This is a genomic window from Streptomyces griseus subsp. griseus, assembly GCF_000720255.1.
Lineage (GTDB): Bacteria > Actinomycetota > Actinomycetes > Streptomycetales > Streptomycetaceae > Streptomyces > Streptomyces griseus_I.
This window is the reverse complement of the sequence record NZ_JOJE01000006.1, coordinates 346,712-370,389: the sequence shown is the minus strand read 5'-3', so window position 1 is coordinate 370,389 and position 23,678 is coordinate 346,712. Positions and strand designations below refer to the sequence as shown.

General features: G+C 70.3%; 19 protein-coding genes and 1 pseudogene. 10 read left to right on the top strand and 10 right to left on the bottom strand.

Annotation, left to right across the window (positions count from 1 at the left end; genetic code table 11):
* Positions 1 to 17 precede the first annotated feature (17 nt).
* Entirely contained in the window at positions 18 to 236 is a 219-nt protein-coding gene (locus IG99_RS12525) for an MbtH family protein (protein ID WP_037672880.1), read from the bottom strand.
* Between the two features lie 508 nt (positions 237 to 744).
* Here IG99_RS12525 and IG99_RS12520 point away from each other — a divergent pair.
* From IG99_RS12520 to IG99_RS12505, 4 genes are read left to right on the top strand one after another with little or no spacing between them, the layout of a single operon-like run.
* Positions 745 to 1,032, top strand: a complete 288-nt coding sequence (locus IG99_RS12520; protein WP_037672879.1) for an acyl carrier protein — start codon at positions 745 to 747, stop codon at positions 1,030 to 1,032.
* A gap of 12 nt (positions 1,033 to 1,044) precedes the next feature.
* On the top strand, positions 1,045 to 2,001 hold the full coding sequence (locus IG99_RS12515) for a chlorinating enzyme (RefSeq protein WP_037672878.1): 957 nt from the start codon (positions 1,045 to 1,047) through the stop codon (positions 1,999 to 2,001).
* 28 nt (positions 2,002 to 2,029) lie between these two features.
* On the top strand, positions 2,030 to 2,779 hold the full coding sequence (locus IG99_RS12510) for a thioesterase II family protein (RefSeq protein ID WP_037672875.1): 750 nt from the start codon (positions 2,030 to 2,032) through the stop codon (positions 2,777 to 2,779).
* Positions 2,780 to 2,806: 27 nt separating this feature from the next.
* The gene (locus IG99_RS12505; protein WP_037672873.1) at positions 2,807 to 4,114 is read left to right on the top strand and encodes a cation:proton antiporter; all 1,308 of its coding nucleotides are present in this window, start codon (positions 2,807 to 2,809) and stop codon (positions 4,112 to 4,114) included.
* A gap of 670 nt (positions 4,115 to 4,784) precedes the next feature.
* Here the strand turns inward: IG99_RS12505 and IG99_RS12500 are convergent.
* The gene (locus IG99_RS12500; RefSeq protein ID WP_037672871.1) at positions 4,785 to 6,215 is read right to left on the bottom strand and encodes an endo-1,4-beta-xylanase; all 1,431 of its coding nucleotides are present in this window, start codon (positions 6,213 to 6,215) and stop codon (positions 4,785 to 4,787) included.
* A gap of 679 nt (positions 6,216 to 6,894) precedes the next feature.
* Here IG99_RS12500 and IG99_RS12495 point away from each other — a divergent pair.
* Together IG99_RS12495 and IG99_RS48710 are read left to right on the top strand one after the other, a co-directional pair.
* On the top strand, positions 6,895 to 8,364 hold the full coding sequence (locus IG99_RS12495) for a non-reducing end alpha-L-arabinofuranosidase family hydrolase (protein ID WP_037672869.1): 1,470 nt from the start codon (positions 6,895 to 6,897) through the stop codon (positions 8,362 to 8,364).
* 93 nt (positions 8,365 to 8,457) lie between these two features.
* Positions 8,458 to 8,613 carry a hypothetical protein gene (locus IG99_RS48710; protein WP_158973177.1) on the top strand — a complete coding sequence of 52 codons (156 nt, stop codon included), beginning with the start codon at positions 8,458 to 8,460 and terminating at the stop codon, positions 8,611 to 8,613.
* On the opposite strand, the gene IG99_RS12490 is transcribed toward IG99_RS48710, so the two are convergent.
* Both IG99_RS12490 and IG99_RS12485 read right to left on the bottom strand, forming a co-directional pair.
* On the bottom strand, positions 8,589 to 9,254 hold the full coding sequence (locus IG99_RS12490; protein ID WP_037672868.1) for an SDR family NAD(P)-dependent oxidoreductase: 666 nt from the start codon (positions 9,252 to 9,254) through the stop codon (positions 8,589 to 8,591). The genes IG99_RS48710 and IG99_RS12490 overlap by 25 nt on opposite strands.
* A 327-nt stretch (positions 9,255 to 9,581) precedes the next feature.
* Positions 9,582 to 10,646: a sugar ABC transporter substrate-binding protein gene (locus tag IG99_RS12485; protein ID WP_037672867.1), complete on the bottom strand. Its 1,065-nt coding sequence runs from the start codon at positions 10,644 to 10,646 to the stop codon at positions 9,582 to 9,584.
* 278 nt (positions 10,647 to 10,924) lie between these two features.
* Between IG99_RS12485 and IG99_RS12480 the strand changes: the two genes are divergently transcribed.
* Positions 10,925 to 11,878 carry an S-4TM family putative pore-forming effector gene (locus IG99_RS12480; RefSeq protein WP_037672866.1) on the top strand — a complete coding sequence of 318 codons (954 nt, stop codon included), beginning with the start codon at positions 10,925 to 10,927 and terminating at the stop codon, positions 11,876 to 11,878.
* Between the two features lie 125 nt (positions 11,879 to 12,003).
* Positions 12,004 to 16,911 carry an NACHT domain-containing protein gene (locus IG99_RS12475; protein ID WP_037672863.1) on the top strand — a complete coding sequence of 1,636 codons (4,908 nt, stop codon included), beginning with the start codon at positions 12,004 to 12,006 and terminating at the stop codon, positions 16,909 to 16,911.
* A gap of 39 nt (positions 16,912 to 16,950) precedes the next feature.
* Here the strand turns inward: IG99_RS12475 and IG99_RS12470 are convergent, their stop codons facing one another.
* The 6 genes from IG99_RS12470 to IG99_RS12445 form a co-directional block, all read right to left on the bottom strand.
* Entirely contained in the window at positions 16,951 to 17,835 is an 885-nt protein-coding gene (locus IG99_RS12470) for an SMP-30/gluconolactonase/LRE family protein (RefSeq protein WP_051865239.1), read from the bottom strand.
* An 18-nt stretch (positions 17,836 to 17,853) separates the two neighbouring features.
* Complete coding sequence (locus IG99_RS12465) at positions 17,854 to 18,828, bottom strand: sugar kinase (RefSeq protein ID WP_037672861.1); 975 nt, start codon at positions 18,826 to 18,828, stop codon at positions 17,854 to 17,856.
* Positions 18,825 to 19,445, bottom strand: coding sequence for a bifunctional 4-hydroxy-2-oxoglutarate aldolase/2-dehydro-3-deoxy-phosphogluconate aldolase (locus IG99_RS12460; RefSeq protein WP_037672859.1), 621 nt, complete (start codon positions 19,443 to 19,445; stop codon positions 18,825 to 18,827). The genes IG99_RS12465 and IG99_RS12460 overlap by 4 nt, the downstream gene beginning before the upstream one ends.
* 62 nt (positions 19,446 to 19,507) lie before the next feature.
* The gene (gene dgoD, locus IG99_RS12455; RefSeq protein WP_037672857.1) at positions 19,508 to 20,653 is read right to left on the bottom strand and encodes a galactonate dehydratase; all 1,146 of its coding nucleotides are present in this window, start codon (positions 20,651 to 20,653) and stop codon (positions 19,508 to 19,510) included.
* The gene (locus IG99_RS12450) at positions 20,650 to 21,411 is read right to left on the bottom strand and encodes a FadR/GntR family transcriptional regulator (RefSeq protein ID WP_051865238.1); all 762 of its coding nucleotides are present in this window, start codon (positions 21,409 to 21,411) and stop codon (positions 20,650 to 20,652) included. Before IG99_RS12450 ends, dgoD begins: the two co-directional genes overlap by 4 nt.
* 49 nt (positions 21,412 to 21,460) lie before the next feature.
* A complete protein-coding gene (locus tag IG99_RS12445) occupies positions 21,461 to 22,204 on the bottom strand; it encodes an SDR family NAD(P)-dependent oxidoreductase (protein ID WP_078947669.1) in 744 nt (247 codons plus the stop codon).
* 180 nt (positions 22,205 to 22,384) lie between these two features.
* Here IG99_RS12445 and IG99_RS12440 point away from each other — a divergent pair, with 180 nt between their 5' ends.
* Both IG99_RS12440 and IG99_RS12435 read left to right on the top strand, forming a co-directional pair.
* Positions 22,385 to 22,612 (top strand): hypothetical protein, encoded by a 228-nt coding sequence (locus IG99_RS12440; protein WP_037672851.1) that lies wholly within the window; start codon positions 22,385 to 22,387, stop codon positions 22,610 to 22,612.
* Positions 22,572 to 23,675 (top strand): annotated as a pseudogene (locus IG99_RS12435) (beta-galactosidase); the annotation flags it as partial. The gene IG99_RS12440 and the pseudogene IG99_RS12435, both read left to right, overlap by 41 nt.
* Positions 23,676 to 23,678: the final 3 nt, after the last annotated feature.

Below are 23,678 nucleotides of genomic sequence, written 5' to 3'. Positions count from 1 at the left end.
CTCCGACGAGGTGCCGGTCAGGCGCTGTCGGCCCTCATGGTCTCGACCAGGCTCTTCGGCCTCATGTCGGTCCAGTTCTCGTTGATGTATTCGAGGCAGGCCTTGCGACTGTCCTCCTCCTTGACGACGGTCCATCCCGCCGGCACCTCGGCGAAAGAGGGCCACAAGGAATGCTGCCCCTCGTCGTTGACCAATACCAGATAGGTGCCGTTCTCATCCTCGAACGGATTCGACATGCAAATCTCATTTCCGTGAGTGAATTTCCACCACTTGGCGCGCAAAACCGGTTCGCAATGCCGGGCGCCGAATTCACTGAGCTCCGGCAGGCTATACGGCGCCGCCTGCGCTTGACCACTGCGGCGGCGCTGTTGCACGACGGCAGCCGCGGCGGGCCCGTGACGTCACCGGTCACCTGCGGTGTCGTCCGACCGCTGTCCCGCCAACGGGACAATTGACGAGGCGCCGCACGGTCTTGAAGACAACCCGCTCACCGGTCTAGCTTGAGGCGACGCGGGATCACTTGCAGGGACCCTATCGGGCGCGAATCGCCGCGGGGACGCATACGACCGGTCCCGCTGAAGGAACGCGGGAAAGTTCCCTGCCTACGTCCCACCAGCCTTTCGCCATATGCATGCCGCCATGCCTTGCTTCTTGTGTCCGCCCTGCGGACGCCCCTCTTCGACAACGGCGGGCAGCACGCTCACGTCAATGCGGCGGCAGAAAGACCTACGGGAGGAAGTCTCCATGCAGATGCCAGGGACGAACGACGCGGGGAATGGCGCGCCAGACCCGGCGGACATCGAGCGTTCGGTCGTGAAGTGGCTGCGCGACGAACTCGACGACCCGGATATCACCGGCTCCGACAACTTCCTCGACGTCGGCGGACATTCACTGACGTTCTCGAAACTCAACCAGTTCCTCGGCGACTCCTTCGGAGCCGTGCTCGACATGAGGACCACGTACGAGGAGCCGCTCGGCATGGCCGTGACGAAGACCCAGCCGGTCGAAAGCGCCACGTCAACCACCAGGTAAGGGGATCCAGACATGACCAGCAGCACCGAACAGACCGGTCTCGGGCTCTCCCGCGAGGAGCTGGCGTCCTTCCACAAGAACGGCTACATCGGGCCACTGACCATCTACACCCCCGAGGAGATGGACCAGATGTGGAAGACGGTCCAGCGCCAGGCGCTCGACCGGTCCTACGCCGCGTACCCGGAGGTCGACTCCAGCATCGGGGCGCCGAACATCTTCAACTACGACCGCCACCTCGACATCGACCTGCTGGCCCGGCACGTCTGCAACCGGAAGATCGTCGACAGGGTTGCCTCCATCCTCGGGCCCGATCTGCTGTGCTGGCGCACCGAGTTCTTCCCCAAGTACCCCGGGGACGAGGGCACCGACTGGCATCAGGCCGACACCTTCGCCAACGCCAGCGGCAAGCCGCAGCTGCTGTGGCCGGGTGAGTCCGCCGACGACTTCGGGGCGGGCACGCTCACGGTGTGGACCGCGTTCACGGAGTCGACGCGCGAGAACGGATGCCTGCAGATCATTCCCGGCACACAGAACAAGATGAACTACGACGAGACCAAGCACATGGACTACGACGAGGGGCGCATCAACGCCGAGCTCAAGGACGGCGTCCCGCGGGGTTTCTTCGGCTACGACTACCGCCAGCTCCAGGTGGACCCCGACTGGCGGCCGAACGAGGAGGACGCGGTCTCGCTCACCATGGAGAAGGGCCAGTGCGTGATCTTCTGGTCGACCCTCATGCACGCGTCCCTGCCGAACACGAGCGCCGGCAGGAACTACCGGATGGGCTTCGCCACTCGCTACGTACCGACGAAGGTCCGTGTCTACCCGGACACCGACCACATCGAGGAGTACGGCGGCAGCATCTCGCTGGAGAAGTGGGCCGCGGTCCTGGCGCGGGGCGAGGACACCTTCAAGCACAACAAGATCACCACCACGACCCTGCGGGGCACGCCGATCCACTCCCAGTAGCCGCACGGATTCGACGAAGGCGGGCGGTGTGAACGACACGAGCGCGCGTACGCGCATGCGTTCGCGTACGACGGCGACCGGCAGCGGCGGGCGGACGCCGACCGTGGCGTTCATTCCGCCGTCCTGCTGCGGGGCCGGCTATTTCCGGGGTCTGCGCCGGGAACTCGGCGAGCGGGTCGACTTCCGCGCTGTCGAACTGCCCGGCCACGGCCGGCGCTACCGGGAAGCCCTCCTCACCCGGGCCGAACCCGTGATCGCCGATGTGACCGCGCAGCTCGGCGGGCACGTGGACGCGATCTACGGCGAGAGCCTCGGCTCCTACATCGGGCTGGCGGCGGCCGCGTTCGTCCGGCAGCGGCCGGTCCCCCTGCTGATCGCCGCCTCCAACTCACCGCCCTCGGTCAGGGAGCGGATCCGGACCGAGGAGCTGGGTTCCCTCGACGGCGCCGTCGCCACGCTGACCGCGATGGGCGGCGAGATCCCGGCCGAGGTACTGCGCACGCCGGAGCTCGCCGAGCGCCTCTATCCGGTGATCCGCGACGACCTGCGGCTGTCCCAGTCCTTCATCGACCTGACCCGCTCCATGACGACGGCCGGAGACGTCCAGGTCCTCGCCGGTGCCGATGACGACGCGTCGGTTCGGCTGGAGTCATGGGCCGACCACACCACGGGACGGTGCGAGGTGACGGTCCTGCCCGGAGGACACCTGCTCTCGGCCGGCGATCCGTCCGGGGTGGCGGAAGTGATTCTGTCCCTCCTGATCGCGCGGGCCTCCTGACCTCTCGAAAGACGAAAGAGGACCTCGATGGTGACAGCCGCACGACCGGTTCCCTCGATCGGCCACGACCAGATGCTGGTCTTCCTGCTGCAGATCGGCTTGCTGCTGGCGACCGCCGTGCTGCTGGGGATGCTGGCGGTGCGCCTGGGCCTGCCCCCCTTGGTGGGTGAACTCTCCGCCGGGGTGCTGCTCGGCCCCTCCGTGTTCGCAGAGCTCCTGCCCGGCCTCTCGGACTGGCTGCTGCCGCGGGAGCCCGCCCAGACCCATCTGCTCACCGCGGTCGCGCAAGTCGGCGTGCTGCTGCTGGTCGCGATCACAGGCGCCCACATCGACATCGATCTGATCCGCCGCCGGCGCCGCGCCGTCAGCTGCGTCAGCCTCGGCAGCGTGGTGCTGCCGCTGGCGCTCGGCATCGCCCTGGGCTTCCTGCTGCCGGCCTCGCTCATGGCGCCGGACGCCGGCCGGGGTGCCTTCGCCCTGTTCATGGGGGTGGCGATCGCGGTCAGCGCGCTCCCGGTGATCGCCAAGACACTGCTGGACATGCGGCTGTTGCACCGCGACGTCGGCCAGCTCATCGTCGGCTCCGCGGCCATCAGCGACATCGTCGGATGGTTGCTGCTGTCGGTCGTCTCTGCCATGGTCGTCGTGGGAGCGCGGCTCAGCATGATCATGCAGACCGTCGGCTGTCTTGCCGCGGCGCTGGCGATCGCCCTCTTCGTGGTCCGTCCAGTGGCCCGCAGAGTGCTCCAGCACACCGAACGTGCTGGGCAACCGGGAGTCAGCGTCGCGGCCATGGTCGTCATGATCATGCTGTCCGCTGCCGGCACCCAGGCGCTCGGCATGGAGCCGATCCTGGGCGCCTTCCTGTGCGGCATCGTGATCAGCTCGCTCGGCTCGGCGAGCCGCAGGACGCTCGACACGATCCGGGTCTTCGTGATGTCGACGCTCGCACCGCTGTTCTTCGCCACCGCGGGGCTGCAGGTGGATCTGGCGGCCCTGCTGGACTGGACCGTGCTGCTCGCCGCGGCGGTCACGCTGCTGGTGGCCACCGCGGCGAAGTTCGCGGGAGGTTACCTCGGCGCCCGCCTCGGCCGCCTCAGCCACGGCGAGGCGCTCGCTGTCGGTGCCGGGCTCAACGCCCGCGGCGTCGTGGAGATCGTCATCGCCACGGCCGGTCTCCAGCTGGGCATCCTGACCACCGCCACCTACACCATCATCGTCCTGCTGGCCGTGGCCACGTCGGTGATGGCGCCGCCCTTCCTGCGGCACGCGACGCGACGCATCCCGAAGACGTCCGCGGAGGCACGAAGGGAAAGGGAGTTCGCTGGGACCTGAGGGGCCCACCGCTTCCACCAGTACCAAGATCCGGACCCGGCACGGGCCGACACAGGGGGCCGGGTAGGTGGCCTTGTCGCGCAGGACCGTCCTGGCGCGATGTTGAGGACGGAGTCGCTGACGCCGTGGGGTGCGAAGCAGGCGATGGGCTGGGTGCCGTCACTGCACCCGCTGAGCTGAGCGCCGGATATGACCGCGACGGCCCTGAAGACGTTCGCCCGGCTGCATGGGAGTGCGCAGCTCATACCGCCGCCCCAGCTGAATCCCGTGCCGCCCGAGGCGACCTCGTCGGCGGTACCGCCACGGGACGACGGCTTGATCATCTGCCTTTGCTGACTGGCGCCGCCCCGGTCGGTGTACTGGACGACCCTGCATCCGTCGACGGTGGAGGCGCCCTGCACCTCCACCGCCTTGCTGCCGGTTGGCTCCGCCGTTGCGCGCCACTGGCCGACCCGCGCGCCGTCGGCGGTGGATGAGCCGGAGACGTCCTGGGCCTTGCCGCTGTTGCGATTGACCAGGACGTACCAGGCATGGGTGTCCACCGTCGCCGCCGAGGGTGGCCGCCGCCACGGCGGCGCCCCGGGACCACCAGCGATGTCTTCGTGGAACGGCGGGGGAAGCCGCGCCCTAGGTCTTCATCGACTGCCCCCTTCGTTCGTGGCAGGTCCCCTCAGGTGCGGGTCCAGCGCTGGTTGTTGCCGTTCGAGCAGGAGTAGAGCTGGATCAGGGTGCCGTTGGCGGTGCCGCCCGCGACGGTGTCGAGGCAGAGGCCGGACTGGACGCCGACGATGGTTCCGTCGGAGTTGAGGCGCCATTTCTGGTTGTCGCCGCCCCAGCAGCTGTAGATCTGGACTTTGGTGCCGTTGGCGGTGCCGGCGGCGTCCAGGCACTTGTTGCCGTAGACCCTGAGCTCGCCGGCGGCGGTGTAGGCCCACTGCTGGTTGGTGCCGCTGTGGCAGTCCCACAGGTGGAGCTGGGTGCCGTCGGCGGTACTGGCGCCGGGCACGTCCAGGCAGCGGCCCGAACCGACGCCCTTGATCGTTCCGGAATCCGAAGGCGGCGTGGAGGTACCGCCGTTGAGCGCGTTGAGGACGGCGGTGTAGGCGGGCTTCTTGCTGCCGTTGCCGTTGAACAGCAGCGGTGTCTGCTCCGATCGCCAGGAGTCGGTGTCGCGCACACCCCAGACGGTGATGCCGAGGCAGCGCGGGACGGCCAGGCAGTCGTTGGTCACGTTGGCGTAGGTCGTGGCCGAGGCGCCCTGGATGTCGAGTTCGGTGATGGCCACGTCGACGCCGAGGGCGGCGAAGCTCTGCAGGGTGGTGCGGAAGTTGCTGTTGTACGGGCTGTCGTTGTTGAAGTGCGACTGCAAGCCGACGCAGTCGATCGGCACGCCGCGCTGCTTGAAGTCACGGACCATGGCGTACACGGCCTGCGTCTTGGCCCAGGTCCAGTTCTCGATGTTGTAGTCGTTGTAGCAGAGCTTGGCGGCCGGGTCGGCGGCGCGCGCCGTGCGGAACGCGACCTCGATCCAGTCGTTGCCGGTGCGCTGCAGGTTGGAGTCGCGCCGCGCTCCCGAATTGCCGTCGGCGAAGGCCTCGTTCACGACGTCCCACTGGACGATCTTGCCCTTGTAGTGGGCCATCACGCCGTTGATGTGGCCGATCATCGCCTGGCGCAGCGTGCTGCCGCTGAGGCTCTGCATCCAGCCGGGCTGCTGGGAGTGCCAGGCCAGGGTGTGGCCGCGCACCTTCTTGCCGTTCTGCACCGCCCAGTTGTAGACGCGGTCACCGGCGGTGAAGTTGAACTGGCCCCGGTTCGGTTCCGTGGCGTCGATCTTCATCTCGTTCTCGGGCGTCACCATGTTGAACTCACGGCCCGCGATCGACGTGTACGCCGAGTCACCCAGCCGGCCCGAGGCGATGGCGGTACCGAAGTAGCGGCCGCTCTGCGCCGCAGCGGCGCCGAGCGTGTTCTCGGCGGCGTGTGCGCTCGGCGGCGCGACCAGTGCGGCGACCACACCGAGGACACCGACGACCAGCGCCAACAGCAGGCCGTGGACCTTCCGTCGGACAGCGGATCTGGGAAGGGCATACGAGCCCATGATTGTGCCTCCAGGGTAGGAATCAAGGAAGGACTGAAGCGGGGGGAATGCGTCGTCCGCTCCCACTCGGCAGAGGGACGGGGCGGGCCGGAACCCGGACAGCTCGGAACCACTTGGACACCGCGGTCATGGGACCGGGACGATCTCGACCGGCACGGACGGCACCCGGCCGGTCGTCGGATGACGTACGGCGGGTGGAACGTGACGGGGTGGCGCAGGCTTTGGTGCGCGGATCTGTCGTGCAGCTATGCGTGGAACTGCCGTGCAGCGCAGACTCGGTTCGACATCTCGAACTATGACCGGTTCCTCAGGCAGGGATGATTGAGGTATTGACGATGCATCGTCAATACTCCCCGCAGAAGAAGTTTCGGTTCCTCGTCCGAAACTTCCGGAATCCCGGCAAGCCGGACGGCGAACCCACGACGTCGCCGTCGACGGATGCCGCAGGGCCGAGACCTGAGTACTTTCGGTCGGTTCGACAGCTTTTCGGCTCGAAGGGAGGCGCTGTTTGTGGACAGATCGGCGACAGGCCTTGACCAGGGGGCTCCGTATTCCTAGCTTGTGGCGTCAAAGCTTCCGGGAATTCTTCGAAATGTTTCGACACCCCCCTCCGCTCCCGGCACGTCCGCTCCGTGGTTCATCGGGGTCACCCCACCCCCGCCCCCAAGGAGGCCCTCTTATGTGGTTTCGCCACCCGTCCCCGGCTCCTCTGAGACGATTACTCACCGTCCTCGCGCCCTTGCTGCTCGTATCCACCGTCCTCGGTGCCCAGCCCGCCGACGCGGCGACCGTAGACCCCAACGCCTCGTATGTGCTGGTCAACCGCAACAGCGGCAAGGCCCTGGACGTCTACAACATGGCGACCGACGACGGCGCCCGCATCACTCAGTGGACCAGGAACGATCAGAACCAGCAGCAGTGGCGGTTCGTCGATTCCGGGGGCGGCTACTACCGCATCGAGTCCCGCCACTCGGGGAAGGTCCTGGACGTCCACAACTGGTCCACCGCGAACGGGGGCTCGATCGTCCAGTGGGCCGACCTGAACGGCACCAACCAGCAGTGGCGGCTGGCCGACAGCTCGGACGGCTACGTGAGGCTCATCTCGCGGCACAGCAACAAAGCCCTCGAAGTACAAGGCGCCTCCACCGCCGACAACGCGAACGTCGTCCAGTACGACGACTGGGGCGGCACCAACCAGCAGTGGCAGCTCGTCAAGGTCGGCGCCGACAACCCCGGCCCGTGCGACCTTCCGTCGACGTACCGCTGGACATCAACGGGCGCGCTGGCGCAGCCCAAGCCGGGGTGGGTCTCGCTCAAGGACTTCACCGTCGTCCCCTACAACGGCAGGCAACTCGTCTATGCGACGACGCATGACACGGGGACCAGGTGGGGTTCGATGAACTTCGGCCTGTTCACCAACTGGTCGGAGATGGCCTCGGCCGGCCAGAACACGATGTCTGCCTCCACCGTCGCGCCCACGCTCTTCTACTTCGCACCGAAGAACATCTGGGTGCTCGCCTACCAGTGGGGCGGGACCGCCTTCTCCTACCGGACGTCGAGCGACCCCACCAACCCGAACGGCTGGTCGTCCCAGCAGGTGCTCTTCTCCGGAAGCATCCCCGGCCCCGGAACAGGACCCATCGACCAGACGCTCATCGGTGACGGAACGAACATGTACCTGTTCTTCGCCGGTGACAACGGCAAGATCTACCGGGCCGGCATGCCGATCGGGAACTTCCCGGGCAGCTTCGGCACGGCCTCGACAGTGGTCATGAGCGACACGACGAACAACCTGTTCGAAGCCCCGCAGGTCTACAAGCTGCAGGGCCAGAACCGCTACCTCATGATCGTCGAGGCGATCGGCGCGCAGGGCCATCGCTACTTCCGCTCGTTCACGGCCACCAGTCTGAACGGCTCATGGACACCCCAGGCCGCGACCGAGAGCAACCCCTTCGCCGGCAAGGCCAACAGTGGCGCCACCTGGACCAACGACATCAGCCATGGCGAACTGATCCGCACCAGCCCCGACCAGACCATGACCGTCGATCCCTGCCACTTGCAGTTGCTCTACCAGGGGCGCAGCCCCAACTCCGGCGGTGACTACGGCCTCCTGCCCTACCGTCCGGGTCTGCTGACACTGCAGCGCTGACGGCGTGACGCGAGTCCGGCTCCGGTAGGGAGCCGGTGTGGCGGGCTCGGCGGAAGGCCGAGCCCGCCCGGCCTTCACCCTTCGTGACCGGGCGTGCCTGTCGGGGCAGAGGAGGCGTGGACCGATGCCGACGATCTGGCGGCCTGGCGCCTGGACGCGCACGGCGACGCCGTCGGCCGGCCCCTGCGCTTCGGCTACGACCTCACCGGCATCGTCCCGGGGAGTCAGTCGGGCATGGGTTCGGCGTAGTGGCGGAAGCCGTCGCGCTCGTGGTGGATGTCGTACAGGCGCCGGGCCAGGGCCTCGGGACTGCTGTGCTCGGCGTCCGGGCGGATGGCTCCTGGGACGATCAGCTGGGCGGCGTGGATGTTCTCCGCGGCGAGGGCATCGTGGAGCATGCGGGCGTAGGCGCTCTCCGCGGCGAAGGCGACCGAGGTGCCGGCCCGGTCGCGGTGAGGGCGTACGGCGCTGCCCCCGTTGACGAACAGCAGGGTGCCGCGGCCAAGCGCGCGCATGCCGGGCAGGACGGCGTTCACCGCGGTGACCGGGCCCTTGACGGAGAAGGAGAGGGGCGCGTCGAGGTCGTCGGCGCCGGTGTCCAGGACCGGCCGCATGAAGTCGGCGCGGGGCGCGGGGCTGTACTGGAGGATCTCGATGGGCCCCAGGGCCTGCGCGGCCGCGTGCAGGGCGCCCTCCAGGGACTCGATGTCGAGGACGTCGGCGGTGAAGCCGCGTGCCTGGATGCCCTCACGGGTGAGTTCAGCGGTCAACGCCTCCAGCTTCTCCGTGCCGCGCGAGATGAGGGCGACGGTGTGGCCGGCGGTTCCGAAACGGCGGGCGGTGGCGAGCCCGAGGCCGGGTCCGGCGCCGACGAGGGCGAAGGTCGTCATGGTGAGTCCTTGTGAGAGGAGGGGATCGGCTCAGGCCTTGAGGAGGAGGGCATCGATGGCGCGGCGCTCGGCATCGCCGTGCAGTCCGACGTGAGAGGAGCGCCGACTCCACGCGACTCCTCATACGACCACAGGTCCGGGTCGTCCGGCGTCTTGAGCGCGCCTCGGCCGGGACGTGAATGTCTGCTCCGCGCAGGGAAAGGCCTTCCTCCGGTGCCAGGGGTCCACGTGCCGCAGCCGGAGAACGCGCTGCTGATGCAGATCCGGCCGACGTCACCCGTCGCCCCTCGGCGGCATCGATTCCACGCAGGCCCGGCGGGCGCGGCGTCAGCGGAGGTTGTTGCCCCAGAGCGACGTGTCGGTGCTCTTGAGGCTGGGGACGCCGCCGTAGATGCCGCCGTCGGCGGTGACGAGCGGGGCGGAGAGCTGGTCCTCCAGGAGTCCGTCGCGGACCTTGACGATGGTGCTGTCGTGGTCGGTCCTGCCGGGCTTGAACGCCTTCCCGTCGATCGCGGCCTTCAGGTAGTACAGGGCGTACTTGGCGTAGAGGTCGACCGGCTGGGACACGGTGGCGTCGATGTTGCCCTTGGCGATGTGTTTGAGCTCCCTGGGGATGCCGTCGTTGGAGACGACGAACACGTGCTTCTTGTCTTTCGGACCGACCAACAGTCCTTGCTGCTTGAGCACTTGGAGCGTGCCGGACAGGGCCAAGCTGGACTGTATGTAGACGCCCTTGATGTCCGGGTGGGTTGTCAGGACGCTCTGGAGCTTCTCCGCGGCGACTGCCCCGTCCCAGTTGGTGGCCTCTCCGAACACCTTGATGCCGGGGTACTTCGCCTTCATGCAAGCGTTGAACCCCTCGGTGCGGTCACGGCCGTTGATCGATGAGAGGTCGCCCTCGAGCATCACGACCTTGCCCTTGCCGCCCAACCTGGTGCCGAGGTACTTGCAGGCCTTCTCGCCGTAGGCGCGGTTGTCGGCGCGGACCACCATGTCGACTCTTCCGGTGTCGGGGCGAGTGTCGATGGTGACGACCGGGATCTTCATCGCCTCCAGACGCGCCAGGATCGGCCCGATGGCGAAGGTGCTCTGCGGCGCCATCACGATGCCCTGGACGCCCAGGACGATGAGCGTCTCCGCGTTGGCGCTGAGTTTGGCGACGTCGTTCTCCGAATTGGTGGTCTTGAGCGAGAGGCCGAGCTTCTTGGCGTACTCCGGCGTGTACTGGATGTACGAGTTCCAGAAGTCGGTGTCGGAGCGCGGGTAGTCGACACCGACCAACGGCTTGCCGCTCGGTGTGCCCGTGCCGCCGGAGCCGCCGCCGCAGGCGCTGAGCAGCGCCAGCACGGAGAGGGCGGAAACGCTGGAACAAAGGACGGTTCTGAGCCTCATCGGTACTTCCTCGCGCTGGCTCCCGAAGCGCCTGCCGTCTAAGAGAAATACATCATGCCCGGCCGACATAAAATAACATTTTTCCTAATATACACGGGAGGCAATCCATCTCCCGCAGGCACTCATTCCCTGTCCGCATTGACATGCGCAGGTAGCCGCAACGCCGGAGGACAGGTGTGCGGTCAGCGGCTCGCGCCTCGTCATCGGTGCCCCCGTGCTGTGTACACCGGGCACCCGCGCGGGCAGAGTTGAAGAGGGACCGAGGGCGAGGGGGCGTCATGGGCGGGGTCGGCAGGACCAGGCACAGGGGCAGCGGCCCCGGCGACGGCGGGCACGGACACACCGGGCCCGGCATCCCGGCGGCCCAGAACGACGAGGCCGCGCTGCACCGGCTGCGGGCCGTGTCGGTCTCCCACCGCCGCGCGCAGCGGCTGGCCAACGCCCGGCTCTCCGTGTCGCTGCTGCTGGCGGCGGCCGGTCTCGCCGCGGTCCTCGCGCCCGGCCTCGCCGTCCCCGTCACCGTGCTGGGCGGGGTGTGGGCGGTGGCCCACTCCCTGGGGCTGACCGCGTGGGAGAGCGGTGAGGCCCGCCGCGCGGCGCTGCTCCAGGAACTCTTCGACGTCCGACTGTTCCGTTTGGAGTGGAACACCGTCCTGGTCGGCGCCGCCCCCGCGCCGCAGGAGGTCAGCGGCCTGGCCCGTCGCTTCCGGGACCGCGAGGACGACTTGCGCGACTACTACGAGATCCCCGAACTGCCCGCCCCGTACGACGTACTCGCCTGCCAGCAGCAGAACCTGGGGTGGGGCGCACGGGTGCGGCGCCGGTACGCCAGGACCGTGCTCACCGCGCTGCTCGTCTGGCTCGGCGCCGGACTCGTCGTCGGGCTGGCCCTACGGATGAACGTCCTCGACCTGATGATGCTGTGGTACGTGCCCTCCCTCGGCGCGGTACTGACCGGGCTGGACGTGGTCCGTACCCAGAAGGACGTCGTCGCGGAGCGGGAGCGTGTGAGCGCGCTGCTGGCCGCCCGGATCGCCGAGAGCGGGGACCCGGCGGTGCTCACGGCCTTCGCCCGGCAGGTCCAGGACGTGATCTTCCAGTCCAGGCTGCGCCACACCCGGGTGCCCGACTGGTTCTTCCGCCGTTTCAAGGCCGCCGACCGGGCCGACTTCCAGGCCGCGGCGGACGAGCTGTGGCGCACCGTGAGGCGTGCCGCGGTGCGACCCGGATGAGGGTCCGCCGGGGGAAAACGGCATACCAGGGGCCGGGCGGGACGCACTGATGTAGCGTCACCTCCCGAGCGCGCGCGAGTCGCGGCCCCTACCCGGCCAGTGGACGTCATCGGGGGGAAGGCACGGTGGAGTACGAGGAAGGCCTCAGGGCGCTCTTCCCCGACGCGGCCGCTGCCGACGCCCTGGTGCGGTGGGCCCGGTACGGAGGGCATGGCGGCGTCGTCGAGCCACTGTCCTGGCGGGCGTCCGGTGGGGCCAGTGGCGCGCTGCTCGCCGCGGTGGTCGTCTCACCCGAGCCGGGCCCCCTCATCGCCAAGGTGTCCGCCCCCGGAAGGCCGGGCGAGGCGCAGGCGCACGCCCACGCCCAGCAGACCGCGCCCCGCCGGGTGACGCAGCAGTGGGCGACCTGGGACGTCGCGGACGGCCGGGTCCTCACTTTCCAGCTCCCGGCCGGCCACAGCCTGCGCGACGTTCGCACCCTGGCCGCCCTCGACGACCGACTGCCGCAGGCTCTGCGGTATGTGACCCGGTGGTTGCTGACGGAGTGGAACACCACACTCGGCGTGCGCCCCGGCACCACTCCGCTGACGACCCTGCTGGGCGACGAACTCGGCGCCGAATTACAGTCCGGCGGATCGGCGGCCGCCTACGGGGCGCGGGTCGACGGCTTGGCGGAGGAGACTGCCTGGATCCACGTCGACGGCCGGAACCTGCCCAATCCGCTGGCGCTCGCCGTCGGCGGGTCCGGCTTGCCCGACCCGGCCCTGCGCGTCCTGCGGGGCCGCTCCCACGGAGACCTGCACCTCGAGAACGTCATGGTCCCGCTCCGGATGAACGAGCCGAGCGTCAAGGCCTTCCAGCTCATCGACCTCGCCACCTACTCGCCCGACGCGCCCCTGTCACGGGACGTGGCGATGCTGCTCGTCTCCGCACTCGTCCCGGAGGTGCGGCGACTCGCGGCGGGCGGCGTGGGCGCCGGGGATGCCCTGCTGCGTTGCCTCGTTGCCCCGGAAGCAACGCTGCGCGACCACATCGTGCCCTCGACGTGGCGGCTGGTGGACGCGGTGCGCCAGGAGTGTGCCGCGATCGTCGGCAACTGGGCCGACCCGTGGCACGAGCAGTTCCTCGCGTCGCTGATCGCCACCGGACTGAGGTTCAGCACCTACGTGAACGTGGGCGACGCCGCCCGCTGGTGGTTCTTCCGGCTGGCCGCGCACGCGGGGGGCGCGCTCCTCGCGTTGCACGACGACAGCCCTCCGCCGGCGGGCCGCCCCGTCCTCCCGCCCGCACCCGCCTCCGCCGGGGGCACGAACGGTGCCACCGGCAGCCCTGACGGATCCGCCCCGGATCCAAGCGGCGGGACCGTCACTGGGAAGTCCGCCGGCACGCCGCGCCCTCCGGAGCCCGCGAACGAGCTGCGCAAGCTGGAGGTGTACAGCCGCGAGGCCGTCGCCGCTGCCGGGCACCAAGGGGCGTCAGGCATCGGCGCGCTGCCCCTCGACCTGGAAGCGCTGTCCGTCCCGCGGACCCTGGAGCGGTCGCTGCTGCCACTGCTGCGCGAGGGTGGCTCCGCGTGCGTCACCGGCCCAGCCGGAACCGGCAAGACCACGCTGCTGTGGCGGCTGCATCAACAGCTCGCCGCCGACCCGGACGGCCCCCGGCCCTACTTCCTGCGCGCCGGTGACCTGTGGGACGGCGAGCAGGGCACGGAACTCACCCTGGGCACGCTTCAAGCCGCCGCCCAACAGCTCGACGGCCCAACGGTGTTCCTGTTCGACACCGCCGACCTGCTGGTCTCCGACCGGACCGGCATCGTGCGCCTGCAAGAGCTGCTCACCGTCGCGGCCGAGAACTCCGTGGGCGTCCTGATGAGTTGCCGGGAGGAGGAGGCACGCGTCCTCAAGCCGTACGTGAGCGGGTTCGCCCTGCAATGGCGAGGGCTCGGCCCGTACGACGCGGGCGAGCAGGAGGCCGCGATCCGCTCGCACGCCCGTTACTTCTACGAGGGCGAGCCCGAGGTCTCCGTCGACGAGGTCTGCCGCACGGTGGCCAACGCCGCCGTGCACGGTCTGCCGATGCACGAGGTGTGCCGGGCACCGCTGACGCTGCGGATGCTCTTCGAGGCGTTCGCCCCGAAGCCGCCGCTGGTCGAGGAGATCGACGCCACCACCCTCTACGGTCTCTACTGGGAGCACCGCGTCGGACGCGACCAGAGGGCGGGCGACGCGCCCGGCCCCGCCGCGGCGGCCGACCTCTCCGCCACCGGCGAGGAGCTGGCCCGCCTGATGCTCCAGGAGGGACGGCTCGACCTCTCGGCCGACGAGGCGACCGCGGGTATCGCCGAGTCACCCGGGTCGCCCTCACCCGCGGACATCCCCCTGCTGATGACCCGCGGGGTGATCGAGTGCCACGGCTCGGGCGTCCAGCGGTACTCCTACTTCCACCAGACCCTCTTCGAGTACGCCGCGGGACGGAGGCTGTCCCGTGCTCCCCGGCAACTCGGCCACCTGCTCGACTGGTTGAAGGAATACCCCGACGACCACTTCCGCCTGGCGGTCGCCGAACAAGCCCTCGTACAGGCGGGGCGGGCAGGCGGCGCGCGCGCCGAGACCTGCACGGCGCTGCTGACCGGCCTGCTCGACTCCACCTGGGACGACACACCCGCGTTCCACGCGCTGCGCGCCATGCAGCTGCGGGTCTACGCGCGACTGCCCACCCCCGACGCCGCGTTGCGTGCCCGGTTCGCGCCGGTGCTGGCGAAGCTCCCGGCGGTGCTGGGCCGGGTCTATCTGGACGCGCTGCCCGCCACCTGCAACCAGGACCGCGAGCGGGTCGCGGACGAGCTGCTCGCCGTCTGGCGAACGGAGCACCAGGACGTCAGACGGTCGCTGCTGGTCGCGCTGGGCTGGCTCGCGGAGAGCACCCCGGACGGTGTCGTCGCGGTCATCGAACGGTCCTGTCCGTCCCGGGGACGCGGCGGCGACTGCGGCAGCGGCCGGTGCGCACCGAAGACGTGCCTGTGGGCCTGGCTGCTCACCCAGCACAAGACGGAGATCTTCAAATTCGTCTCCGTCCTGGAGGCCCTGGCCGGCAAGCGGCCCGAATGGGTCTGGCCCCGGCTGCGCACCCTGCTGACGGACCTGAGTGGCGACCTGTCCCTGGTGGCCCGGTGCGTACGGCTCGCGGCTCGACCGTACGACTGGCCGGAACGGCCCTACTCCGTCATCCGGCCCGTCGTGCGGCACCGCTGGAGTGCCCATCGCCCGCGTAACAAGAACGGCGTCGAGCTCCAGGCCGCGCTGGGGCGGCTCATCGCGGCCGGCTGGTCGGGCGGCGGGCGACGGCCGTCGCAGGAGGCGGTGCTGACCGCCTCAGCCCGGTCCTGGCAGGATCCTCAGTCGTATCCGCAGGTACGGGCCGTCGGGGTGGTGGCCGCCGAGTCCTCCGCCGAGGAGGTGCGGTCCCTGCTGGATGTGGTGGAACGGGTGGGCGGCCCCGGCGCCATGCCGCTGCTCACCGATGCCCTGCTGCTGCCGCTGCTGACGGACGCCCGTGGCCCGGCCGGAACCATCGGCGGCGATACACCGTCCGGTCCGGCGACCGGCCCGGAGCCGGCCGCCACCGCGGCGGTCAGGGCCTGGCTCGCCGGGCACCTGCGCGCCCTCGACGGCCCGGCCCCGGACGGGTTCGGTCACCGGCTGGCGGAGCACACCTGGAGCCGCCCGATGGACGTGGACACCACCGCCGCGCTGGTGGGCGAAGCGTGGCCACGGACCGGCCCGGGCGCCGGACCGGGCAGGCCGGATCGGGCGGAGGAGCGGCTGCGTCGCGTCTGGCTCGCCGACGACAGCGCCGTCACCCTGCTGGTCGCGGCCGCGGTGGCCGAGCACCCCGAGGCGCTCGACGCCCTCCGGCTGTGGCGCGCCGACCGGGCAGCCGGGCACGACCTGGAGGGGGTGGCCCACCAGCACGCGGTGTCGCAGGTCGATCAAGAGATCAACTCGGGGTTGCAACGGCTGCTGCCCGGCTGTCCGGAACTGCTGGACGAGCTCTTCTCGGGCGGGATGGTCGACCCGTGGATCGATCCCGGCTGGCTCAACGAAGCGCTGCGGCGCGCCGACGTCGGCAGGGAGAGCCCGCGACTGAACGCCGCCCTACGCCGTCACGCCGCTGCTCTGGAGCGGCTGTGCGACTCCACCTGGACCGGCGCCCACGGTCCACAGGTCGCCCGCAAGGCGATCATGCTGCGCGGCAGGCTGGTCACGCGGGGCATCCTCGCCCCGCCGAGCGCGTCTCAGCTGGGCGACCTCCTGGCCAGGGGCGGACACCCTCACCACGTGCGGACCGTGCTGCTGCTGATCGAGACGGTCGTCGGCCACAGCCCCCACCGGTCCCTGGACACGCCGGACTGGCGCTCCCTGGAGGACACGCTCCGGGACGACTTCCTCGGGCCCGCGTACACCGCGGGCCGGGTGCCGCCCGCCCTCGGCTGGTACGAGGACAACCAGGTCGTGGTGCGCCGCTGCCTGACGGGGCTGGTGTGCCGTCACCATCCGCTGGACACACCGCGGCGCGCCGCGCAGGCCTGTGCCGAAGCGGCGCTCCATCTCGCGCGGGCCCGCGAGGTGGACGAGGTGACGGTGCTGGGACGCCTGGTCGAGCGCCTCGCGGACGCCTCGCCCTCGCATGCCGTGCAACTGGTCGTCGATACCGCGACCCGGGTGCGGGAGCTGCCCACCGGCAAGGAGATGTCGCTGGCACAGCGGTGGTACCGACCGCTGACGATCCTCGTCGAACGGGCCGACACCGAGCAGTGGCGACGACTGGTCGAGGGTTGCCTGCCCGGGCCGCAGGAGTTGCTGCGGGTGCTGATCCGGACCAGCATCCGCAAACGCCCGGGCAGCGGCGCCCACTTGCTGAGCGTCGCCGACACCAGCCCGTGGCCGGACGTGGTCCGTGAGACCGTCCGTATCGGCACCCTTCTGAGTACGGCCGGAAGCCGCAGGCGATGGACACCGCCGGCCGACGCATGACGGGCGGACGCGTCGTGAACCCCGGCCGGATCAGCGGTTTCAGCCAGGGCCGCTCCAGAAGCAAACGGCCGTCCCCCTGACCGGTACGGGGATGCTGAGCACCGCGCCGGAGGCCGCTGTCGGGCTCTTCACCCCGTACCGGGCGGTGGTGACGAAGAGGCGGTTGTCAGCGGGGTGCAGACAGACCGACGTGGGGTGCGGGGCGGGGACGGTCAGGGTGTGGAGCCGGCGGCCGTCGGGGTGGTACCGGTGGACCTCACCGGCGCCCCACATCGCGACCCACAGGCAGCCCTCGGCATCGACGGTCATTCCGTCGGGGCCGCCTTCGCCGTCGCGTACTCGGGCGAAGGTGTGCGGGCCACCGGAGAGGTCGCCCGAGGCGGGGTCGACGCTGCAGCGCAGGATCGTACCGGCGGCCGTGTCGGCGACGTACATGGTCGTGCCGTCGGCGGTGAACGCGGGCCCGTTGACGATGCCCAGGCCGTCGAGGACGCGTACCACCGTGCCGTCCGGGTCCGTCCGGTAGAGCGAACCCGCGCCGTGGGCGCCGTCGTAGGCCATGCTGCCGGCCCAGAAACGGCCGGCCGGGTCCGCGACGCCGTCGTTCATCCGGCTGGGGGCGGGGGTGCGGTCCTCGGGGCGGTCCAGCCACTCCGGAGCGCCGTCCGCGGTGAGCAGCGCGATGCCGGTGCCCGCGGCGGCGATCCAGGTGCCAGGCCGGTCGGCCACGGGCGCGACGGCACCCAACGGCACGTCGAGTCCGCACAGTTGTCGCGGGGCCGGTTCGGTGTCGTCGCGCAGTTCGAAGAGCCTGCCGCTGAGGATGTCGACGTACACGTACCGGCCGTCGAACCAGCGGCCGCCCTCGGCGAGTTCGTACGCTCCGTCCACGACGACCGCCGCCGTCCGTGCCGTGTGGGTCATGGTCGGTCTCCTGGTTGGTCAGCGGATGGTCGTGCCGTCGGGCTGGTCGAACAGGGTGAGTTCGTCCCGCGTCGGCAGGCCCTCCCAGTCGCCCCGGGTGGCGACGGCGAACGCCGCGGTGGTGACGGCTCGGTGCAGACGGGCGGGGATGTCCGCGCCGCCGAGCAGACCGGACAGGTATCCGGCCACGAAGGCGTCACCCGCGCCGACCACGTCTATCGCGTCGACCCGGCGTGCCGCGCGGTCGGTCGCCCCGTCCGCGGTGAATGCGGTCGCGCCACGGGCGCCGCGCTTGACGACCACCTCGCCGACTCCTTCGGCCAGAACACCGCGCACGGCCTCCGCTTCCTCCGCACCGGGTCGTTCCAGCACCAGCGGCAGCTCGTCCTCGGAGGCGATGAGCAGATCCGTTCGGGCCAGCAGCGGCCGGAGCGCCGCACGGGCTCGGTCGGCGGTCCACAGCCGGGAGCGGTGGTTGACGTCGAGGCACACGGTGATGCCGGCGTCGCGTGCGGTGGCGGCGGCTGCCAGGACGGCCTCGGCCGCCGAGGCGCTGAGCGCCGGTGTGATGCCGGTGAGATGCAGAACGCGGGTTCCCGGCGCCAGCGCGGGCAGTACGTCGGCCGGTGAGACGGCTGAACCCGCGGAACCGGCGCGGTAGTAGCTGACGCGCGTGAGCGTCCCCAGGCGGGGCTCGGTCAGCAGCAGTCCCGTGGGGCGGCCGGTGTCGTCGGTGACCGCGTGGTCGATGTCGATCCCCTCGGCGCGCAGCGTGCGCAGTACCAGCGCGCCGAGTTCGTCCGCGCCGACCCGGCCGGCCCAGCGCACCCGGTGCCCGAGCCGGGCGAGGCCGATGGCGACGTTGGACTCGGCTCCGGCCACGGACAGCCCGAGGCTGCCGCCGAGGCGCAGCGCGCCGTGTGCGCGCAGCGCCGCCATCGTCTCGCCGAAGGTCACCACTTCGGGCGTGGCCCGGGACTCCGGTGCCGTCATGACGTCTCCCCCGCGGCCACCCGGCGGAATTCGGCCGCACGTGTGCGGAGTCGGTCGAGGTCGCCGCCGTCGGCCGCGTCCCCGACCAGCGGTGAGCCGACACCGACGGCGATGGCGCCCCGGTCCAGGTAGGCGCGGGCGGCCTGTGCGTCCACTCCCCCGACGGGCACGAAGGGCACCTCGGGGAACGGGTCGCGCAGGGCCCGCAGGTAGCCGGGGCCGCCGAGGGTTCCGGGGAAGAGCTTGATCGCGGCGGCGCCCCGGGCGAGGGCCAGTTCGATCTCGGTCGGCGTCAGGGCTCCCATCAGGACCGGTACGCCATAGGGTTCCAGCCCGTCCACCAGCGCCGGGGTGACGAGGTACGACGCACCGACCTCGACGGCGTGGGCCGCGTCCGCCGCCGAGCGCACGGTGCCGGCGCCGAGGATCGCGTCGGGGCCCAGTTCGGCGCGGGCCCGCCTGATCACGGTGAGGGCGTCGGCCGTGGTCAGTGAGACCTCGATGGCCTCGATGCCCTCCTCGGTGAGGGTGCGTACGGTGCGCAGGGCCGCGGCGGGGTCCTTGCCCCGTACGATCGCCAGCAGGCGGTGTGTTCGGAGGGATTCCACCAGGTTCATCGGAGCGGGCTCTCCTTGGGCGGGGCTCGGGGTGTGCGGTTGCGGAGCGGGGCAGGCGGTGGTCACCATTCGGTGAAAGCCCCGTCGGGGCCGCGCCATACGGGGTTGCGCCAGCGGTGCCCGGTCTCGGCGGCGTGGCGTACCGCCTTCTCGTCGATCTCGACACCGAGACCCGGGCGGGAGCCGGCCACGGCGTATCCGCCCTGGAAGCGGAAGGGTTCGGGATCCATCACGTACTCCAGCAGGTCGCACTGCTGGTTGTAGTGGATTCCCAGGCTCTGTTCCTGGATGAGGAAGTTCGGTACGGAGAAGGCGATCTGCAGGCTCGCGGCCAGGGCGATCGGGCCGAGGGGGCAGTGCGGGGCCAGGGCGACATCGTACGTCTCCGCCATGGCGGCGATGCGGCGGACCTCGGAGACGCCGCCGGCGTGCGACAGGTCGGGCTGGGCCACGGCGATGCCGCTGGTCATCACCTGGCGGAAGTCCCAGCGGGAATAGAGGCGTTCGCCGGTGGCGAGCGGAACGCTCGTGGACTCCACCAGGCTTCGCAGATGGTCCGAGTGTTCCGGTGAGACGGGTTCCTCGACGAACAGCGGGTGCAGCGGTTCCAACAGGGGCAGCAGCCGGCGTGACATGGCGGTGGAGGCCCGGCCGTGGAAGTCGACGGCGATGTCCCGTTCGTCGCCCAGCACTTCGCGGACGGCCGCGACACGCTCCACGACCTCGGCGGAGCGGGCCGGGGTGTCGATCGGGGCGAGTTCGGCCGAGGCGTTCATCTTGACGGCGGTGAAGCCCGCCTTCGTCTGCTCCTCGGCCAGCTCCGCGACATCGCTGGGGCGGTCTCCGCCGATCCAGGCGTACATCCGGACGCGGTCGCGTACGGGGCCGCCGAGGAGGCGGTGCACCGGGACGCCGTAGGTCTTGCCGGCGATGTCCCACAGTGCCTGGTCGATGCCGGCGACGGCGCTGGAGAGGATGGGACCGCCCCGGTAGAAGCCACCCTTGGTGAGCACCTGCCAGTGGTCCTCGATGCGCAGCGGATCCCGGCCGACGAGGTAGTCGGCCAGCTCGTGGACCGCCGCGCGCACGGTCTCGGCGCGGCCCTCGATCACGGGCTCGCCCCAGCCGGTGACTCCTTCGTCGGTGGCGACGCGCAGGAACAGCCAGCGCGGAGCGACCAGGAAGGTCTCAAGTCCGGTTATTTTCAAGAATCTTCCTCAGGGAGCGGGTGGGTCGCGAGGTCGGCGTGGTCTTCCTGGGCCTGCACGGCCGCCAGGTCATGGGACGCCTGCGCCAGCAGTGACTCGACGGCTGCCACCGCCGCGTCCGGATCACCCGCCTCGACCGCCGCCAGCAGTTCCCGGTGCACGGGGATGGAGTCGGAGAAGTGCCGGGCGCCGTGCACGATGCGGTCCCGGACGCGCAGACCGGCCTCGATGACGACCTCCATCCGGCTGAGCAGCTCGTTGTGCGCGGCGTCCAGCAGGGCGCGGTGGAAGGCCAGGTCCGCCTCGACCATCGCGTCGGCGTCGGTCCCGGCCGCCGCCATCGCGTCCAGCGCCTGTCGCATCGCGTCCAGGTCGGACGCGGTGCGGCGGGCCGCGGCGAGCCGGGCTCCGGCGGGTTCGACTATCGCGCGGACCTCGGCGAGGTCCCCCAGGAAGGCGTCGGTGGGAGCGCTGCTGCCCTGCCAGCGCAGCAGATCGCTGTCGAGCAGGTTCCAGTCGGCGCGGGGCCGGATGGTCGTCCCGCGTTTCTGCCTCGACTCCAGGAGTCCCTTGGCCGCCAGGACGCGCAGCGCCTCACGGACGACGGTCTTGCTGACACCGAGCTCGGTCTCGAACTTGACGGGGTCCACCACGGAGCCGGGGGGATAGTCGCCGCGGATGATGCGCCGGCCCAGTTCCTCCACCGCCTGGCCGTGCAGCCCCCTGCCGGGATGGGTCACCACGTTCTCCGTTTCCATATCGGTCCTGTTCGCGCGTGCCGCGCACGGTTCTTCGCGCGCGCTGCGCTCACGAGGACTCCTTCATGACGCTCCATCCTCCATCAACCACGAGGCTCGCTCCGGTCACATAGGAGGCGTCCGCCGATGCCAGGAAGGCGACGGCGGAGGCGACCTCCTCCGGCTGCCCGAACCGCTTCGCCGCCGTGGCGGCCACGCTGCGCGCCCGGTCGGGCTCCGGGATCCCGTCCCAGGCGGCGGTGAGGATGGGTCCGGGCAGCACCGTGTTGACGCGGATGTCCGGCCCGTACTCGACGGCCAACTGCCGCCCCAGCGAGCACAGCCCGCCCTTCGCGGCGGCGTAGGCGGCGTGGCCGGGCAGGCCGATGACCGCGTGCACCGAGGAGGTGAGGATCACGGCCCCCCTCGCCTCGCGCAGCATGCCCGCGAAGGTCTTCATCGCACGCCAGGCCGGTTTGAGCAGTACGGCCATCTGACCGTCCCACTCGGCCTCGCTCAGCTCGTGGGCGGGCTTGTTCAGCTGGGCGAAGGCGTTGCTGTGCAGTACGTCCAGCCGCCCGTGACGCTCGCCGACGTGGCGGGCCAAGTTCTCCCAGTCGACGGACGAGGTCACGTCGCAGCGTACGTACTCCGCGCGTCCTCCACTGTCCTCGATGCCTGCGGCGACTGCCTTGCCGGCCGCGTCGTCCACGTCCGTGACCACGAGCGTCGCACCCTCGGCCGCGAGCCTTCGAGCCGTGGCCGCGCCGATTCCGTGCGCTGCGCCGGTGATCACCGCCACGAGCCCGGTCATCCTGCGACATTCCGCCATCGCGTATGTCTCCCCATCTGGTGCCTGCGCCTCTGACGCCTGCACCCACCATAGCTGTTTCAATTAATTATGAATATATCTTGACGGGGTGGCGATGCCGCTCCGAAACTGACCGGCAAGCAACAGGCACCTTCAGCACGAAGCGAGGAAGGACCTCCTCCCATGAGCCGCACCACACACCTCCGCAGAAGCCGGGGCGCACTCGCAGTGACCCTTGCCGCCGCGTCCCTGATGATCTCCGCCTGCGGGGGGTCGACCGGTTCGGAGGACAAGGGATTCCAGAAGCCTGTCAAGCCCGGCCAGAAGGTCGACCTGCGCTTCTGGTCGTGGGTTCCCGGTGTCGACAAGGATGCTGCTGGAGCAGGCGCCCAGCGCGGTGAACTGGCGTGACCGTAACGGGCCCAAGCCGCCGGGGCGGATGCGGCTGTGGAGCTGGCAGGCGGTCGCCCAGGGCGCGGACGCGGTGCTGTACTTCCAGTGGCGCCAGTCCCGGGGCGGCGCCGAGAAGTACCACTCGGCGATGGTCCCACACGGCGGCACCGACACCCGCACGTTCCGTGAAGTGAGCGAGTTGGGAAGCGAGTTGGCCTCCGTGCCGCAGATCGCCGGCACCCGCTCCACCGCCGAGGTCGCCCTGGTGCTGGACTGGAACAGCTGGTGGGCCCTGGAGCTGGACTCGCACCCGCCCACCGCGCTGAACCAGATGGACATCGCGCTCGCCCACTATCGGCCGCTGTTCGAAGCGGGGATCACCTGCGACGTCGTCCCCCCGGACCGGGATCTGTCCGGCTACCGCCTCGTCGTCGCTCCCAACCTGTACCTGCTGAAGGAACAGAACGCCGAGCACCTCACCGAGTTCGTACGCGGTGGTGGCCATCTGCTGGTGTCGTTCTTCTCCGGCATCGTCGACGACTGCGACCGGGTGCACCTGGGCGGATATCCCGCACCGCTGCGCGAGGTACTGGGCCTGCGCGTCGAGGAGTTCTGGCCGCCGACGGAGACGGAGACCGTCGACATCCGCCACCCCGACGGGTCGGTCAGCCGCGCCGACCTGTGGTCGGAGGTCGTCGTGTCCGAAGGCGCCCGAGCGGTGGCCGAGTTCGGCGCCGGGCCGCTGGCCGGGCAGCCGGCCGTCACCCGGCACTCCTTCGGCGAGGGACACGCGTGGTACGTCGCGACGCGTCTCGCGCCGGAGGCCATGCGGGCCCTGGTCGACGACGTCTGCCGTACGGCGAACGTCGGCCCCGTTCTTCCCGGGCTTCCCGAACACGTCCAGGCGACCGTGCGCGAGGGTGACGGCGGACGGTTCGTCTTTCTGCTGAACCACGGTCAGGAAGAGGTGGAGGTCAGGCTTCCCGAGCCGATGACCGACGCCCTGGCCCAGGGCGGGGCTCCCACCGACCGCGTCACGTTGCCGGGAGCCGGAGTAGCCGTACTGAGTGCCAAGGGCTGAGAG